The sequence below is a fragment of the Streptomyces sulphureus DSM 40104 genome (assembly GCF_000381025.1).
Lineage (GTDB): Bacteria > Actinomycetota > Actinomycetes > Streptomycetales > Streptomycetaceae > Streptomyces > Streptomyces sulphureus.
The window spans coordinates 54,367-71,805 of sequence record NZ_KB905818.1; the positions used below are offsets into that span (position 1 = coordinate 54,367).

Below are 17,439 nucleotides of genomic sequence, written 5' to 3' on the forward strand. Positions count from 1 at the left end.
CCGGGCGTCTCTCGACGAGATTAAGGATCTCCACTTGACGAACCCCTCCCTTCCACAGCACGGCCAGCGCCTCGCCGACCAGCAACGCCGAGCCGACGCCCTGATGGAAGAGGACGTCGCCTGGAGCTATGACCTCGACGGCGAGCGGGACGGCGAGCAGCTCGACCGCTCCGAGCGCAGCGCGCTCCGCCGCGTCGCAGGGCTCTCCACCGAGCTGGAGGACGTCACCGAGGTCGAGTACCGCCAGTTGCGCCTGGAGCGCGTGGTGCTCGTCGGTGTCTGGACCTCGGGCACCGTGCGGGACGCCGAGAACAGCCTCGCCGAGCTCGCCGCGCTGGCGGAGACCGCCGGCGCGCACGTCCTCGACGGCGTCATCCAGCGGCGTGACAAGCCCGACCCGGCGACCTACATCGGCTCGGGCAAGGCCGACGAGCTCCGCGAGGTGGTCCTGGGCACAGGAGCCGACACCGTCGTCTGCGACGGCGAGTTGAGCCCCTCGCAGTTGATCCACCTCGAGGACATCGTCAAGGTGAAGGTCGTCGACCGCACCGCGCTCATCCTCGACATCTTCGCGCAGCACGCCAAGTCCCGTGAGGGCAAGGCACAGGTGGCGCTGGCACAGATGCAGTACATGATGCCGCGGCTGCGCGGCTGGGGGCAGTCGCTCTCGCGGCAGATGGGCGGTGGCGGCTCCGGCGGCATGGCGACGCGCGGTCCCGGTGAGACCAAGATCGAGACGGACCGCCGGCGCATCCGCGAGCGGATGGCGAAGATGCGGCGCGAGATCGCCGACATGAAGACGGGCCGCGACGTCCAGCGCCGCGACCGCCGGAGGCACAAGGTCCCGTCGGTCGCGATCGCCGGGTACACCAACGCCGGCAAGTCCTCGCTCCTCAACCGCCTCACGGGCGCCGGGGTGCTGGTGGAGAACTCCCTCTTCGCCACCCTGGACCCGACGGTCCGCCGCGCCGAGACCCCGTCGGGCCGCGCCTACACCCTCGCCGACACCGTCGGCTTCGTCCGGCACCTGCCGCACCACCTGGTGGAGGCGTTCCGCTCGACGATGGAGGAGGTCGGGGACTCCGACCTGATCGTGCACGTCGTCGACGGTTCGCACCCGGCACCCGAGGAGCAGCTCGCCTCGGTCCGCGAGGTGATCCGCGACGTGGGCGCCGAGTCGGTGCCCGAGATCGTCGCCATCAACAAGGCGGACGCCGCGGACCCGCTCGTGGTGCAGCGGCTGCTGCGCGCCGAGAAGCACGCGGTGGTCGTCTCCGCGCGCACCGGAGAGGGCGTCGAGCGGCTGCAGACCCTGATCGACGCCGAACTCCCGCACCCTGCCGTCGAGGTGGAGGTGCTGCTGCCCTACAGCGAGGGCGGACTCGTCTCCCGCGTCCACGGCGAGGGGGAGGTCCTCTCCGAGGAGCACACGGAGCACGGCACCGAGCTGAAGGCGAGGGTGCACGAGGAACTCGCCGCGGAGCTGCGGAAGTTCGAGCCGGTGGGCTGACGAGCGACAAAGAAGGGGCCGCCCGGGAGGGCGGCCCCTTCTGTCGCGCGGAAGGTCAGTTCCTGCCGGCATACCGCTTGCTGATCGCCTCGAAAGCGCCTTTCGCCTCCTCGCCCAGGCGCGGCCCGGCGAGCCATCGCGCCGGGTTCGGCCCTATGGAGGTGACGGAGACCAACTCCGGTTTGCCGCGCTTGCCGTTGATCAGCCAGCCGCCGCCGGAGGAGCCGCCCGTCATGGTGCAGCCGATGCGGTGCAGCGGCGCCTGCGACGGGTCGATGGTGAGCCGGCCGGGCCGATCGGTGCATCGGTACAGCTTGGTGCCGTCGTACGGCCGCGCCGCCGGGTAGCCGTACGCGCTGACGCCCTTGACCCGATCGGCGTCGGGCGCCTGGAAGTTGACCGCGACAGCGGCGCCGACCGTCTCCTCGAGGGACTTGCCGTCCTGGCCGACCGACTTCACCTGGAGCACCGCGAAGTCCTGCTGCGAGCCGCCTCCGCCGACCGCGGCCCCGTTCTTGATCCAGTACGCCGTGGTCTGCGCCCACTCGGCCCAGTACTCACCGTACGGCGCGACCTGCTCGGGCTGCGCCGTACGCAGTTCGGCGGCGGAGAGCCCGCGGTCGTTGTAAGCGGGGACGAACGAGATGTTCCGCAGCCAGCCGCCGCTCTTGCCGGAGTGGACGCAGTGTCCCGCGGTGGCGACCAGGTTGGACCTGCCCGGGTTCCGCGGGTCCTGCACGACGGTGCCCGAGCAGACCATCGGCCCCTTCGGCGTCTCCATGAAGATCTTGCCCGTGGGCGCCGCGTTCCTCGTGTACGGCGCCGAGACGCCCACGGCGCGTGTGGCGCGCGGCTCGGGGTCCGTTTTGCCCTGAGCCGAGGTCGAGGCGACGTCCTTGGCGACGCGCTTCTCGTTCTCCTCGGCCTTCCTCATCCGGGACGGCTTCCAGTGGTCCTCGATGTACGGGTTGACGAAGTCGGCCGCCTCCCTGAGCCACTCGTCGCGGTCCCACTCCTTCCAGGCCCCGTCCCGCCATGCGTCGAGGTCCTCCATGGAGGTGGGGAGGCTCTCCGGAAGCTTGTCCGGTACCCCCAGGTCCTCGTCGCCGGCCCCCTTGCCGTTCTTCGCCGGCTGCTCCGAGGCGCCCGCGTCCGACGCCTCCGGCTCGTCGTCCGAGCCGCACCCGGTCACCGTGACGGCGAGCGCCGCCACGAGCACCGCCGCCGTCAGCGTGGGCCTGAAGCCCCGCGAACCGCGTCCCCCGTAAGTGTGTGGCATGAATGATTTTCCTTCTGTTTCCGAAGAGTTCGAGGCGCGACGGGGCTGCGTCCCCACCCGGGAGAACGCAGCCCTGTGGGTCAGCCGGCCCGGCTGACGGCGTCGAGGACGCCCTTGGCCTCCTTGCCGAGCCGCGGGCCGGCGAGCCAGTCACCGGTGACGGGGCCGATCGAGGTCACCGAGAGCAGCCACTTCCCGCTCGCGTCGCGCCAGGGGCCGCCCGAGGCGCCGGCCGTCATGGAGCAGCCGATCCGGTACATCGTGGGCTGCGCGGTGTCGAGCGTCAGGCGTCCCGGCTTGTCCGTGCAGTTGAACATCTTCGCGCCGTCGAACGGGGGCGAGGCCGGGTAGCCGACGGCGGTGAGGTTGCTGAGCGACTTCACGCGCGGCGTACCGAAGTTGACCTTCAACGCCGACCCGTCCACGGTCTCCTGCAGCGACTTGCCGCCGCTCTTGTCCTCCGGCTGCACGCGCAGGACGGCGAAGTCCTGCTGCGCGCCCTTGCCTCCGCGGTCGGCTCCGGTCTTGATCCAGTGGTCGGTCGTCCGCGCGTGCTTCGCCCACCAGATGTCGTACGGGGCGACGTCCTTCTTCTGGGCCTTCTCCAGCGCGGAGTTGGGGAGCCCCTTCGGGTTGTAGTCGGGGACGAAGACGACGTTCCGGAACCATCCCTTCCCCGCTCCGCCGTGGACGCAGTGCCCGGCGGTCGCGACGAGGTTCGACTTCCCGGGGTTTCCGGGGTCCTCGACGACCGAGCCCGAGCAGACCATGGCGCCCTTCGGGGTGTCCATGAAGACCTTGCCAACCGGCTTGTCCGCGCCCGTGAACGGGGTGTCCACCTGCTTCGCGGGGACCTTCGCAGGGGTGGGGTCGGTGACGCCCTCGTCCTCGCCCGTGCCGCCCTCGCCGCCGCTCGGGTCGTCCTCGATGTCGGAGTCGTCGACCTCGCGCTCGTTGCCGTCGGCGTCCTTCATCCGGTCCGGGTCCCAGAGGTCCTCGATGATCGGGTTGAAGAAGTCCTTCGCCTCCTTCAGCCACCGCTCGCGATCCCAGTCCTTCCACTCACCGTTGCGCCACTTCTCCAGTTCCTCGAGCGACGTCGGCAGGTCGCTGGGGAGGTCGTCGGGGAGGCCGAGCTCCCTTGCGAGTTCCTCGGGACCGGCGCTCGCGGAGGCCGAGGGCTTGTCGTCGGCGTTCTCGTCCTCCGGGCCGCAGGCAGTGGCGGTCAGGGCGAGGACCGCGACGACGGCGGCGACCGCGGGCACCGACCGGCGGCGTGCGGACCTGGATATGGATGGCATGTACGGAACTCCCCCTGGAACGGATCGTGTTGATTTGTCATGCACCGCGCCGGGGCGGGGCCGCCCCCACTATGCCCGGTGAGGTAGGGGACGGGAGCGGCAGGGTCCTCGGTTCCCCGGCGCCAACTGCTCCGGCGGAGACCGTGATTACCGCGCCGGCCGTTCGTTGCTACGTACGGGGTACAGCGGTGCGCCGAAGGGCGCGCCCCGTCGACATCGCCACAGGAGACCTCAGTTGAACGTGCGCTCCGGAACCGAGAGCAGCCTGCCTGGCCCTGCCCACTCCGTCGGCTTCGCCTTCCCGCGGCAGTGGCGTCCGCAGACCGAAGGATGCGGAAGCGAACCGCCGTCCCCCGCCTGCGAGTCGGCGCACGAGGACCTACTGCCCGCTCCCGCACCGTTCGACCAGGCAGACGCCGCAGCCACGGAGAACCTCCTCCGCTGCTGGGTCCGCGAGACCTCGTTCCCCTGCCGGACGGAGGGCCCCCTCCGCGTGCCGCTCCCCGCCTCCGGCACGGCGCTCCGCGTCCCCGTGCTCCACGCTTCGGCCACGGGCCTGCACCGTTTCGGCCGCCCCCGACTCGAAGGCGTCCCGCAGGAGGCACCCGAGCTCGACGCCGTCACCCTCGCCGCCCTCATCTCACGCGAGGCGGCGCACCTCACCGGCACGGCCGACGCCGGCCACGCCACCGAACTCGTGGGCCGCGTCGCCGACTCGGTGCAGCGCACGGCGCTCTTCCTCACCGAGCGCCGAGCCGCCCCCCGGCCGCCGAACGGCACCGGGGCCTTCCTCGAAGCGGAGCAGGCACTCGTCTTCGGGCACCCGCTCCACCCCACCCCGAAGAGCCGCGAGGGGCTCTCGGAGGGCGAAGCCCGCCTCTACTCCCCGGAGTTGCGCGGCAGCTTCCCGCTCCACTGGTACGCCGCGGACCCCTCGCTCATCGAGAGCGAGTCCGCCTGGCACGAGGACGACCGCACCGTCCCCGCGTCCGAACTCACCGCGCGTCTCGCGGGCGCAGACGTACGCGCCCGCCTGCCCGAGGGCGCCGCGCTGCTTCCGCTCCATCCCTGGCAGGCGCGCGAGGTGCGACAGCACGCCGCCGTACAGGAGTTGACCCGCGCCGGGCTCCTCCACGACCTCGGGCCCTGCGGCGCCCCATGGCACCCCACCTCGTCGGTGCGCACGGTCCACCGAGCGGACGAGAGCGCGATGCTCAAGCTCTCCCTCGGTTTGCGGATCACCAACTCCCGTCGGGAGAACCTCCGCAAGGAGCTGCTGCGCGGCGCCGAGGTCCACCGTCTGCTGCGCTCCGGTCTCGCCGCCGAGTTCCACGCCGTGCACCCCGGCTTCGGCATCCTGCGCGATCCTGCATGGCTCGGACTCACCGACCGGGACGGCACACGCCTTCCCGGCTTCGACACCGTGCTGCGTGAGAACCCCTTCGCCCCTGACGACGACGCCGTCTGCCTCGCCGGACTCCTGGCACCGGCCCCGGCGTCCGGACTGCCTCCCGGCGGTCTGCGCTCGCGGCTCGCGGAGGTCGTCGAGTCGCTCGCCGCGCGCACGGGGCGCAGCCGGGGCGACGTCGCGGCCGAGTGGCTCCAGCGGTACCTCGACGCCGTGGTCCGCCCCATCCTCTGGCTCGACGCCCACGCGGGGGTGGCCTTGGAGGCGCACCAGCAGAACACCCTCGTCCTCCTCGACGCCGCCGGCTGGCCGGCCGGCGGCCGCTACCGGGACAACCAGGGGTACTACTTCCGCGTCTCCCACCGCGCCGAACTCGCCCGCAGGCTGCCCGGGGTCGGCGTCGCCAGCGACTCGTTCGTCGACGACGCGGTCGTCGACGAACGCTTCGCCTACTACCTCGGCATCAACAACGTCCTCGGCACCGTCGGCACCTTCGGGGCGCAGGGTCTCGCCGACGAGGAGGCGCTGCTCGCTGTCGTCCGCAGGTTCCTGGAGTCGGCGGCTGCACCTGCCGACGGTGCGCCCGCCTCCGGCCTCGCCCGACTTCTGCTGGACACCGAGACGTTGCGGTGCAAGGCGAACCTCCTCACCCGGGTGCAGGGTCTGGACGAACTCGTAGGCCCCGTGGAGACGCAGTCCGTCTACGTCCCCCTCCCCAACCCGCTCGTCGGACGGAGCGCTGCCCGCCTCGCCCACTGAAGCGACCACCCGAGAGAAGGCGAAGCCATGGGGCATCCGCTGCCGCGCCAGACGTCCTCGGCCGACTGCGGCACCGAGGACACCGTCGCCCTGGAGGGGCCGACCCTCCGGAAACCGCCGGCGCGTCATGACTCTCCGCCCGGTCGCCTCCCCTCCGCAGCCCCTCCGACGGACCTCCTCGACGGCGTCGCCCGCTGGCGCCAGGCGGACACCGCAGCCGGGCTCTTCCGGCTGCGGCCCGTCCGCCTGGAGGCCGACCTCCCGCTCCTCCACGGCTGGATGAACGATGCGGCCGTCGCCGCCTTCTGGGAGCTGGCAGGGCCCGCCTCGCGCACGGAGGCGCACGTGGCCGCGCAGTTGGAGGGCGACGGCCGCAGCGTCCCCTGCCTCGGCCTCCTGGACGGCGTCCCCATGAGCTACTGGGAGCTGTACCGCGCCGACCTCGACCCTCTCGCCAGGTACTGCCGGGTGCTTCCGCACGACACCGGCGTCCACCTCCTCATCGGCGGTGCACGCGACCGTGGCCGCGGCCTCGGCACGACGCTGCTGGGCGCCGTCGCCCGACTGGTGCTGGAGCACCGTCCGCGCTGTGCCCGTGTGCTCGCGGAGCCGGACGTGCACAACCACCCCTCCGTCGCCGCCTTCCTCGCGGCCGGCTTCCGCTACTGCGAGGAGGTGGCCCTGCCCGCCAAGCGTGCCGCACTGATGGTGCGCGACCGCGCGGCACCCTGAGGGCTGCGGCCCTCGGCGTCCCCCGTCCCCGATCAAGGAGTCACCTGTGCCGCTATCCCCGACCACCCACGAGGGCGACGTCGACGCCCTCTCCCTCCCCGCCGGGCTCGACCGTCCCGCCTGGCAGCGAGCGGGTCGCCGCATGCTCGCCAAGATGCTCGCCGAGTTCGCCTACGAGGAGATCATCCACCCCGAACCCGCCCCGGAGGCTTCCAGACCGCTGCCCGACGACCTCCACGGCCCGGAGCCTGCCGGTGAGCCCGCGCCGGCTTACCGCCTCCCGATCGACGCGAGCCTGACGCTCCGCTTCCGCGCCCGGCGCGGCGCTTACGGCCACTGGACGATCGACCCGTCCACCATCACACCACCCGAGCTCGATGCGCTCGGCTTCCTCGCCCGTGCCCACTCGACCGTCCTCGACCTCAGCGGTGACACCACGGGGCACCTCGTCAAGGAGCTGACCGCGACGCTCGCCGCCGATGTCCGGCTCGACGCCTTCGGGGTCTCCGCCGCTCGCCTCGCCGAGCTCGACCACGCGTCGCTGGAAGGCCACATGAGCGGCCATCCCTGGCTCGTCGCCAACAAGGGGCGGATCGGCTTCTCGGCCTCCGACGTGGCGCGTTGGGCGCCCGAGGCGCGCGAACCGCAACGGCTGCCGTGGATCGCCGTCCGCAAGGACCTCGCCTCCTACCGCGGCACGGGTCCGCTCGCCGACCCCGAACGCCTCTACGCCGGCGAGCTCGCACCCGAGACCCTCCAGCGTTTCCACACGGCGCTGCGCACCCGCGGCCTGCCGCCGGACAGGTTCCTCTTCCTGCCGATCCATCCGTGGCAGTGGGACAAGACCGTCGTCCCCCTCTTCACCCCCGCCCTCGCCGACGACGCGATCGTGCCGCTCCCTTGCGACCCCGACCTCCGCCTCGGGCAGCAGTCGATCCGCACCTTCGCCAACACCACCCACCCGGAGCGGCACACCGTCAAGCTGCCCCTGTCGATCCTCAACACCCTCGTGTGGCGCGGCCTCCCGACGGAGCGCACCCTCGCTGCGCCCGCGGTGACGGCATGGGTACAGGGCATCAGCTCGCAGGATCGGTTCCTCAGTGAGGAGTGCCGGGTCGTCCTCCTCGGCGAGGTCGCCTCGCTCGCGGTGGCCCATCCCGTGTACGACCGGCTCCCGACCGTGCCGTACCAGTACCGCGAACTCCTCGGCTGCATCTGGCGCGAGCCGCTGCCCATGCAGCTCGACGCCGGTGAGCGCGCTCGTACCCTCGCCTCGCTCATCCACCTCGACCCGGCCGGCCGCTCCTTCACCGCCGAACTCGTCGCCCGCTCCGGCCTCGAGCCCCGTGTGTGGCTCCGCCGCCTTTTCGCCGCGCTGCTCCCTCCGCTCCTGCATTTCCTCTACCGCTACGGCGTCGTCTTCTCGCCGCACGGCGAGAACGCGATCGTCGTCTTCGACGGGGACGAGGTTCCGGTCCGGCTCGCCGTGAAGGACTTCGTCGACGATGTCAACGTCAGCGCCGAGCCCCTCCCGGAGCTGGAAGCGATGCCGGGGGACGTGCGCTCCGTGCTCCTCTCCGAGTCGCCTGCGTTCCTCACCCAGTTCATCCATTCGGGGCTCTTCGTCGGCGTCTTCCGCTACCTCGCGCCGCAGTGCTGCGAGCAACTCGACGTCCCCGAGCAGGAGTTCTGGTCACTGGTGCGCGCCGAGATCGACAGGTACCACCGGCGGTTCCCCGAACTGAAGCACCGCTTCGAGACGTTCGACCTCCTCACGCCGCGGATCGAGCGCCTCTGCCTCAACCGCAACCGCCTCCACCTCGACGGTTACCGCGACCGTCCCGACCGTCCGCACGCGGCCGTGCACGGCACCGTGCCCAACCCGCTGCACCAGGCGTGAGGGCGGGCGTCCCGGGCCGGGGGCGGAGGCGCGTTGTCAGTCGTTCCACGTAAGGTGGCGGAGCTATGAGCAAGCCCGCCCTCACCGAACTCCTGCACGCCGCCGTCACCGCCGTCGGCGGTACGGAGCGACCGGGCCAGGTCGCCATGGCCGAGGCCGTGGCCCAGGCCGTTGAGGAGGGGCGTCACCTCCTCGTCCAGGCGGGCACCGGCACCGGTAAGTCCCTCGGCTACCTGGTCCCCGCCCTCGCCCAGGGCGAGCGCGTCGTCGTGGCCACCGCGACGCTTGCGCTCCAACGGCAGCTCGTCGAACGGGACCTGCCGCGTACGGTCAAGGCGCTGCACCCGCTGCTCCGCCGTCGCCCCGAGTTCGCGATGCTCAAGGGCCGCTCCAACTACCTCTGCCTCCACCGCCTCCACGAGGGCGTGCCGCAGGAGGAGGAAGAGGGCCTCTTCGACCCCTTCGAGACGGCCGCCCCCAGCTCCAAGCTCGGCCAGGACCTCCTCCGCCTCCGCGACTGGTCCGACGACACCGAGACGGGCGACCGCGACGACCTCACCCCCGGCGTCTCCGACCGCGCCTGGGGCCAGGTCTCGGTCTCCTCGCGCGAGTGCCTCGGGGCCGCCAAGTGCGCCTACGGCATGGAGTGCTTCGCCGAGGCGGCGCGTGAGCGTGCCAAGGTCGCGGACGTCGTCATCACCAACCACGCCCTCCTCGCCATCGACGCGATCGACGGTGCCCCCGTCCTCCCGAGCCACGACGTCCTCGTCGTCGACGAGGCGCACGAGCTCGTCTCCCGCGTCACCGGCGTCGCGACGGGCGAGCTGTCACCCGGCGGTGTGCACCGCGCGGTGCGGCGCGTGACCAAGCTCGTCAACGAGAAGGCAGCAGACCAACTCCGGTCGGCAGCCGAGGAGTTCGAGCGGCTCATGGAGCTCGCCCTGCCGGGACGGCTGGAGGGCGAGCTTCCCGAGGGCCTCGCCCACGGGCTGATGCTCCTCAGGGACGCGGCCCGCACCTGCCTCACCGCCCTCGGCGACACCAAGGACCGCTCGGTGCAGGACGAGGACGCCGTCCGCAAGCAGGCGACGGCCTCGATCGAGAACGTCCGGGAGGTCGCCGAACGCATCCTGGAGACCTCCGAGTACGACGTCCTCTGGTACGAGCGCCACGACCGCTACGGCGCCTCGATCCGCGTCGCCCCCCTCACCGTCTCGGGACTCCTCCGCGAGAAGCTCTTCGACGACCGCTCGGTAGTCCTCACCTCCGCGACGCTCAAGCTGGGCGGGGACTTCAACGGCGTCGGCGCCTCCCTCGGCCTCGCCCCCGAAGGGACGCGGGAGGACGCGGACGAGTCGGCAGGCCCGCACTGGCGCGGCCTCGACGTCGGTTCACCTTTCGACTACCGCAAGCAGGGCATCCTCTACGTGGCCAAGCACCTGGCGACCCCGGGGCGCGAGGGTCAACGCACCGACATGCTCGACGAGTTGGCGGAGCTGGTGGAGGCCGCGGGCGGTCGGACGCTCGGTCTCTTCTCGTCGATGCGTGCGGCGCAGACGGCTGCCGAGGAGCTCCGCGGCCGGCTCGACCTCCCCATTCTCCTGCAAGGTGAGGAGACGCTGGGCGAGCTCATCCGGCGCTTCGCTGACGACGCCGGCACGTGCCTCTTCGGCACCCTCTCCCTGTGGCAGGGCGTGGATGTCCCCGGTGTCAACTGCCAGTTGGTGGTCATGGACCGGGTTCCCTTCCCCCGTCCCGACGATCCGCTGATGAGTGCCCGTCAGAAGGCCGTCCAGGAGTCCGGCGGCAACGGCTTCATGGCCGTGGCGGCGACGCACGCCGCCCTGCTGATGGCGCAGGGTGCGGGGCGACTCGTGCGGGCCTCGGGAGACAGGGGTGTGGTGGCGGTCCTCGATCCGCGCCTGGAGCGCGCGCGGTACGGCAGCTTCCTGCGGGCGTCGATGCCCGACTTCTGGTACACCACCGACCGCAACCAGGTCCGCCGCTCCCTCGCGGCGATCGACGCGGCTGCGAAGGGCTGACGCCTGGCGACCCGTCAACTCACCTTCTGTCGGGAGGTTTTCGAGCGGAGAGGGGCATGCGCGCAGCCCATGGGCCACTCCCCGCTGTCTTCCGGGGCCCGGCGCCATGGGCTGGCACGGAAACGGCGTCATCAGACGCGGCGCAGGACGGCGACCACCTTTCCGAGGATGGTGGCGTCATCGCCCGGGATCGGCTGGTAGGAAGCGTTGTGCGGTACGAGCCAGACGTGGCCGTCCTCGCGGCGGAACCGCTTGACCGTCGCCTCCCCGTCGAGCATCGCCGCGACGATGTCGCCGTTCTCGGCGACGGGCTGGCGCCTCACGGTGACCCAGTCACCGTCGCAGATGGCGGCGTCGACCATCGAGTCCCCGACGACCTTGAGGACGAACAGCTCGCCGTCGCCCACGAGTTGGCGGGGGAGAGGGAAGACGTCCTCGACCGACTCCTCCGCGAGGATCGGCCCCCCCGCCGCGATCCGACCGACCAGCGGGACGTAGGAGGCGGAGGGCTTGCCGGTGGTGTCGGCCGCCGCCTGGCTCGCGGGGGTGTCGGAGCCGCGCACCTCGTAGGCGCGGGGGCGGTGCGGGTCGCGCCGCAGGAAGCCCTTGCGTTCGAGCGCCATGAGCTGGTGGGCGACCGAGGAGGTGCTGGAGAGCCCCACGGCCTGCCCGATCTCCCGCATGGACGGCGGGTAGCCGCGCCGCTGCACCGAGTCGCGGATCACTTCGATGACGCGACGCTGGCGGTCGGTGAGCCCGGAGCTGTCCGCCCGGATTCCGGGAGGTCGTCCAGGGAGCGATCGCTTGGCCTGGGGGTCCTCCGAGGCGCCGGGGGAGGGGATGGCGTCCTCGCCCTCGGTGTCGAGCCCCCCCGGGGCTGCCGAGCTCTCTGCATCCGCCGAACTCACCTGCTGGATCTGGTCGATTGACTGCGCCTGTCGGCCCTGGGGGGTGATGGTGGCGCTGTCTGCGGTGGTGGTCACGTCGGCCCCTCTCGAATGGTTCTCCCTAGTGAGACAACGGTAGTTGGTTTCGAAAGGTTGCGCCAAACACACGTTCGAGTGAAAATTCGTCGTTCTCCTGAATTCGCCCACTGCGTAGGTGTATGGATAGCCGTTTATCCGTCATCGGGGACCCCGCTCGCTGCGGGCGCGGTCCGGACTCGACGGGCGGGCCTCGTTGTGCCCCGCAGTCTTTCAGGTCGCCCCATGGCCCAGCCCCGCGGAGCCCGTCCGCGGGTGCTCGCGTAGGCTCGGCTGCCGTCGACCGCCGACACGCAAGAACCGTGTGCTGACGGGTCGGCACCAGATCTAGTGGTTACATGAGTGCGCGCCACCCACAACTTGTGGTCCCCGGTGTTGAGTCCGCGGGGCCTTGGCCTATGCTGGTGGCTGCCTTCGGGGATGATCTCAGGCCCGGAAGGTCTTGTTCGTCATGCTTGTTCGTCGTGGCCGCGCGCTGTCGTGTGCCGTGCGGGCTCCTGCGGGTCCGAGGAGGGTGGGAAACGATGCACTGTCCCTTCTGCAGGCACCCCGACAGCCGCGTGGTCGACAGCAGGACCACCGACGACGGGACGGCGATCCGTCGCCGCCGTCAGTGTCCCGACTGCTCCCGCCGCTTCACGACGATGGAGAACTCGTCGCTCACGGTGATCAAGCGAAGCGGTGTCACGGAGCCGTTCAGCCGGGATAAGGTCATCGCCGGTGTCCGCAAGGCGTGCCAGGGAAGGCCCGTCACGGAGGACGCCCTGGCGCAGCTGGGCCAGCAGGTCGAGGAGGCGGTCAGGGCGACGGGCAGCGCCGAGCTCTCCGCGCACGACGTCGGCCTCGCCATACTCGGGCCGCTCCAGGACCTCGACGTGGTCGCCTACCTGCGGTTCGCGTCCGTCTACCGGGCGTTCGAGTCGTTGGAGGACTTCGAGGCTGCGATAGCCGAGTTGCGAAGCAATCCCGTCGCCGAGGGCGGCACCGACGGGGTGGAAGGGGTCGTGGGGCCCCGGCTCGAAGGGGAAGGCGGAGCAGGCGGCTCCATAGTGCAGCCTGCGGCAGGCTGACCACTCTCCGTTGTCATGAGAGGCGGAGGACGCCTGCGCCTCGGCAGAGCCAGACAGACCCAGACAGAGAGAAATCCTCGGGAAGAACCGGGGTGCATCGGGGCGTTATGCCCTGAAAGGGAGGCGGAATGACAGAGACGACGAGCGGCCCGGCACGCGGCTTCCGCGCGAAGGGCGGCAAGGCGAAGAAGGGGCTGCGGATCGAGCGCATCCACACGACCCCCGGTGTGCACCCGTACGACGAGGTCACCTGGGAGCGCCGCGACGTCGTCATGACCAACTGGCGCGACGGCTCGGTCAACTTCGAGCAGCGCGGCGTCGAGTTCCCCGACTTCTGGTCGGTGAACGCGGTCAACATCGTCACCAGTAAGTACTTCCGGGGCGCCGTCGGTACTCCGCAGCGGGAGAACAGCCTCAAGCAGCTCATCGACCGCGTCGTGAAGACCTACCGCAAGGCCGGTGAGGAGAATGGTTACTTCGCCTCGCCGGAGGAAGCGGAGATCTTCGAGCACGAGCTCGCCTATGCCGTGCTCCACCAGATCTTCGCCTTCAACTCCCCTGTCTGGTTCAACGTCGGGACAAAGCAGCCGCAGCAGGTCAGCGCCTGCTTCATCCTCTCCGTCGACGACTCGATGGAGTCGATCCTCGACTGGTACAAGGAAGAGGGGATGATCTTCAAGGGCGGTTCGGGCGCCGGGCTCAACCTCTCGCGCATCCGCTCCTCCAAGGAGCTCCTCTCCTCGGGCGGCAACGCCTCGGGCCCCGTCTCCTTCATGCGGGGTGCGGACGCCTCCGCCGGCACCATCAAGTCGGGCGGCGCGACCCGGCGGGCGGCGAAGATGGTGGTGCTCGACGTCGATCACCCGGACATCGAGGCCTTCATCGACACCAAGGTGAAGGAGGAAGAGAAGATCCGCGCCCTGCGGGACGCCGGCTTCGACATGGACCTCGGCGGCGACGACATCGCCTCCGTCCAATACCAGAACGCCAACAACTCGGTGCGCGTCAACGACGAGTTCATGAAGGCCGTCGAGAACGGCTCCAAGTTCTCGCTGCGCAGCCGGATGACGGGCGAGCCGTTGGAGGAGGTCGACGCCAAGAAGCTCTTCCGCAAGATGGCGGAGGCCGCCCACGTCTGCGCGGACCCCGGTGTCCAGTACGACGACACCATCAACCACTGGCACACCTCGCCGGAGTCGGGCCGGATCACCGCGTCCAACCCGTGCAGCGAGTACATGCACCTGGACAACTCCTCGTGCAACCTCGCGTCGCTGAACCTGATGAAGTTCCTGCGCGACGACGACGAGGGTAACCAGTCCTTTGACGCCGACCGGTTCGCGAAAATCACCGAGCTCGTCATCACGGCGATGGACATCTCCATCTGCTTCGCCGATTTCCCCACCGAGAAGATCGGCGAGACGACCCGCGCCTTCCGCCAGCTCGGCATCGGCTACGCCAACCTCGGCGCGCTGCTGATGGCTACGGGACACGCCTACGACAGCGACGGCGGGCGTGCCCTCGCGGGCGCCATCACCTCGCTGATGACCGGCACCTCCTACAAGCGCTCCGCCGAACTCGCCGCCGCTGTCGGCCCGTACGAGGGCTACGCCCGCAACTCCGACGCACACCGCCGCGTGATGCGCCAGCACCGCGAGGCGAACGATGCGGCGGTGCGCATGGACGACCTCGACAACCCGGTCTGGGCCGCGGCCACCGAGGCGTGGCAGGACGTCGAGCGGCTCGGCGAGAAGAACGGCTTCCGGAACGCCCAGGCATCGGTGCTGGCGCCGACCGGGACCATCGGCCTGATGATGGACTGCGACACCACCGGTGTCGAACCGGACCTGGCGCTGGTGAAGTTCAAGAAGCTGGTCGGCGGCGGCTCCATGCAGATCGTCAACAACACCGTGCCGAAGGCGCTCAAGCGGCTCGGCTACCAGCCGGAGCAGGTCGAGGCGATCGTCGAGCACATCGCCGAACACGGCAACGTGGTCGACGCTCCTGGGCTGCGCCCCGAGCACTACGAGGTCTTCGACTGCGCGATGGGCGAGCGGTCCATCTCGCCGATGGGCCACGTGCGGATGATGGCCGCCGCGCAGCCGTTCCTCTCGGGCGCCATCTCCAAGACGGTCAACATGCCGGCGTCCAGCACCGTTGAGGACGTCGAGGAGATCTACCTCCAGGGCTGGAAGCTCGGCACCAAGGCGCTCGCCGTCTACGTCGAGAACAGCAAGGTCGGTCAGCCGCTCTCGGCGAAGCAGAAGGAGGAGCCGAAGACCGAGCAGGTCGTGGAGTACCGTCCGGTGCGCCGTCGCCTGCCGAAGGGGAGGCCGGGCATCACCACCTCCTTCACCGTGGGCGGGGCCGAGGGGTACATCACGGCCAACTCGTACCCGGACGACGGCCTCGGTGAGGTCTTCCTCAAGATGTCGAAGCAGGGCTCGACGCTCGCCGGGATGATGGACGCCTTCTCGATCGCGATCTCCGTCGGCCTCCAGTACGGGGTCCCGTTGGAGACGTACGTCTCGAAGTTCACGAACATGCGGTTCGAGCCGGCCGGGATGACCGACGACTCGGACGTGCGGATGGCGCAGTCGATCGTCGACTACATCTTCCGCCGACTCGCCCTGGACTTCCTGCCGTTCGAAACGCGCTCGGCGCTCGGTATCCACTCGGCCGCTGAGCGCCAGCGCCACCTGGAGACGGGCTCCTACGAGCCGGCCGACGACGAGTTCGACCTCGACGGGCTCTCCCAGTCGGCACCCAAGGCCCAGCAGCCGGCGAAGCAGAAGGACCCGGAGGAGGCCGACCGCACCGCTCCGGAACCGGAGGCTGCGGCCCCGGCACCGCGCGAGGCGCACAACTCGACGGAGCTGATGGAGATGCAGCTCGGCCTCAACGCCGATGCACCGCTCTGCTTCTCCTGCGGCACCAAGATGCGCCGCGCCGGCAGTTGCTACCTCTGCGAGGGATGCGGCTCGACGAGCGGTTGCAGCTAAGCGCGCGGATGCGTACCTGACGCCGGTGAGCGTCTGCTGAACCCCGCTTGAGAGAGGGCGCCGACCGACGGTCGGCGCCCTCTCCGCGCTCGGGAGGCGTGGGCTGCTGTCCCGTCGGCACGCGCCGTGACGGTGGGGTCCGCGGCCGCGCATTTCTGGCAACGGAGCTTCGGAATGGTGGAATGCGGCGCTCTCACGTGTGGGCTCGGCCATCGAAGCGATCGCCAGGCACGTCGTGGACTTCCACCATGCCGAGCTCGGTACTTCTGCGGAACGGCGCCTTCCTGCCCGCCTTCGCTCGCCGACGGGCTGCATGTCGCCGATCTCCCCGGCGGGGCCGATGTTTCGGGTGTGGCCTTTCCTCCTTCGGCTGCGGCAGCGGGGGCCGCGCAGGCCCGCCTCTGCCGAGTGACCCGCGGAGGAGCCGATGCAGAGCGGGCGGCTCCTCGTAGGACCATGGCTTGCACGACGTCCCGAAGTCCGTTGCAGGGAGTCGCCGGCCGAACGTCTGCGTACGGGGAGGTGTGGCACGTGAGCGGGACTGCGCCAGTACTCGTCACGGGCGGAACCGGAACATTGGGCAGGGCTGTCGTGCACGCCTTCAGCGAACAGGGGCGTCCCGTGCGGGTGTTGAGCCGACGGGCATGCAAAGTGGGAGACGCGCAGGCGACAGGTGTCGACAGCGGGAACGATCTCCAATGGGCCACAGGAAACCTCGTCACAGGCGAGGGAGTGTCCGCGGCGCTCGACGGAGTGGGCCTGATCGTCAACTGCGCCACGACGCTGGGGCGAAGAGACCTTCGAGCGACCCGCTGCCTCGTCGAAGCGGCCCGCCGCGGTGGAGCACCGCCGCTCATCCACGTGTCCATCGTCGGCGTTGACCGGGTGCCGCTCGGCTACTACCGCACCAAGGCGGAGACCGAACGGATCGTCCAGGACTCCGGTCTGCCCTGGACAGTGCAGCGTGCCACTCAATTCCACGATCTCGTCGCCCAGATCACGACGATGCAGCGCCGGGTACCGCTCACGTTCGCCCCATCGGGAGTACGGTTCCAGCCCATCGACGTCCGTGATGTCGCCCTGCGTCTCGTGGAACTGGCGGCCCGAGAGCCGTCCGGGCACGTGGACGACATCGGTGGGCCCGAGGTGCTTGGCGCCGTGGACATTGCTCAGCGCACGCTCCGCCGGGAGGGCGGTGGACGGGTCGTGCCGGTGCGTGTTCCGGGCCGGATCTTTCGGGCCTACCGTGCAGGGGGAAATCTCGCTCCTCAGCATCGCTACGGCCGACGGACCTACGACGCCTACCTCGACGAGCGCTTCGGCTTGCCCGGGCACGGGTAGTCGGTTCCCTTCTGCAGCGTACGGGCGTCTTCGGGGCGTCCACGCGACGCTCGCTGTGCCCCTGGTGACGGCGAGGCCAAACTTGGCACGCTGACCAGGGAGTTGGTGCTCTCTG

General features: G+C 70.4%; 10 protein-coding genes and 1 pseudogene. 8 read left to right on the plus strand and 3 right to left on the minus strand.

Translation table 11 applies throughout. The features are described from left to right. Positions 1 to 34 precede the first annotated feature (34 nt). Complete coding sequence (gene hflX, locus F603_RS0117475; protein ID WP_019547273.1) at positions 35 to 1,510, plus strand: GTPase HflX; 1,476 nt, start codon at positions 35 to 37, stop codon at positions 1,508 to 1,510. 55 nt (positions 1,511 to 1,565) lie between these two features. On the opposite strand, the gene F603_RS0117480 is transcribed toward hflX, so the two are convergent. Next, positions 1,566 to 2,789 carry a trypsin-like serine peptidase gene (locus F603_RS0117480; RefSeq protein WP_019547274.1) on the minus strand — a complete coding sequence of 408 codons (1,224 nt, stop codon included), beginning with the start codon at positions 2,787 to 2,789 and terminating at the stop codon, positions 1,566 to 1,568. An 80-nt stretch (positions 2,790 to 2,869) separates the two neighbouring features. Then, positions 2,870 to 4,090 carry a trypsin-like serine peptidase gene (locus F603_RS0117485; protein WP_051096255.1) on the minus strand — a complete coding sequence of 407 codons (1,221 nt, stop codon included), beginning with the start codon at positions 4,088 to 4,090 and terminating at the stop codon, positions 2,870 to 2,872. A 235-nt stretch (positions 4,091 to 4,325) separates the two neighbouring features. Between F603_RS0117485 and F603_RS0117490 the strand changes: the two genes are divergently transcribed. The 4 genes from F603_RS0117490 to F603_RS0117505 all read left to right on the plus strand — a co-directional run bounded on the left by F603_RS0117490 (position 4,326) and on the right by F603_RS0117505 (position 10,931). Then, positions 4,326 to 6,257, plus strand: coding sequence for an IucA/IucC family protein (locus F603_RS0117490; protein WP_019547276.1), 1,932 nt, complete (start codon positions 4,326 to 4,328; stop codon positions 6,255 to 6,257). A gap of 27 nt (positions 6,258 to 6,284) precedes the next feature. Continuing rightward, positions 6,285 to 6,989, plus strand: a complete 705-nt coding sequence (locus F603_RS0117495) for a GNAT family N-acetyltransferase (protein WP_019547277.1) — start codon at positions 6,285 to 6,287, stop codon at positions 6,987 to 6,989. A gap of 46 nt (positions 6,990 to 7,035) precedes the next feature. Next, on the plus strand, positions 7,036 to 8,889 hold the full coding sequence (locus F603_RS0117500; RefSeq protein WP_019547278.1) for an IucA/IucC family protein: 1,854 nt from the start codon (positions 7,036 to 7,038) through the stop codon (positions 8,887 to 8,889). Positions 8,890 to 8,954: 65 nt separating this feature from the next. Further along, entirely contained in the window at positions 8,955 to 10,931 is a 1,977-nt protein-coding gene (locus tag F603_RS0117505) for an ATP-dependent DNA helicase (protein ID WP_019547279.1), read from the plus strand. 131 nt (positions 10,932 to 11,062) lie between these two features. Here the strand turns inward: F603_RS0117505 and lexA are convergent. Further along, positions 11,063 to 11,737: pseudogene (gene lexA / locus F603_RS0117510) on the minus strand (transcriptional repressor LexA); the annotation flags it as partial. 701 nt (positions 11,738 to 12,438) lie between these two features. On the opposite strand from lexA, the gene nrdR reads away from it, so the two are divergent. The 3 genes from nrdR (at position 12,439) to F603_RS0117530 (ending at position 17,324) form a co-directional block, all read left to right on the plus strand. Beyond that, positions 12,439 to 12,984 (plus strand): transcriptional regulator NrdR, encoded by a 546-nt coding sequence (gene nrdR, locus F603_RS0117515; protein WP_019547281.1) that lies wholly within the window; start codon positions 12,439 to 12,441, stop codon positions 12,982 to 12,984. Positions 12,985 to 13,112: 128 nt separating this feature from the next. Next, a complete protein-coding gene (locus F603_RS0117520) occupies positions 13,113 to 15,983 on the plus strand; it encodes a vitamin B12-dependent ribonucleotide reductase (RefSeq protein WP_019547282.1) in 2,871 nt (956 codons plus the stop codon). A 456-nt stretch (positions 15,984 to 16,439) separates the two neighbouring features. Next, entirely contained in the window at positions 16,440 to 17,324 is an 885-nt protein-coding gene (locus tag F603_RS0117530; RefSeq protein ID WP_245600820.1) for an SDR family oxidoreductase, read from the plus strand. The last annotated feature ends 115 nt before the right edge of the window (positions 17,325 to 17,439 follow it).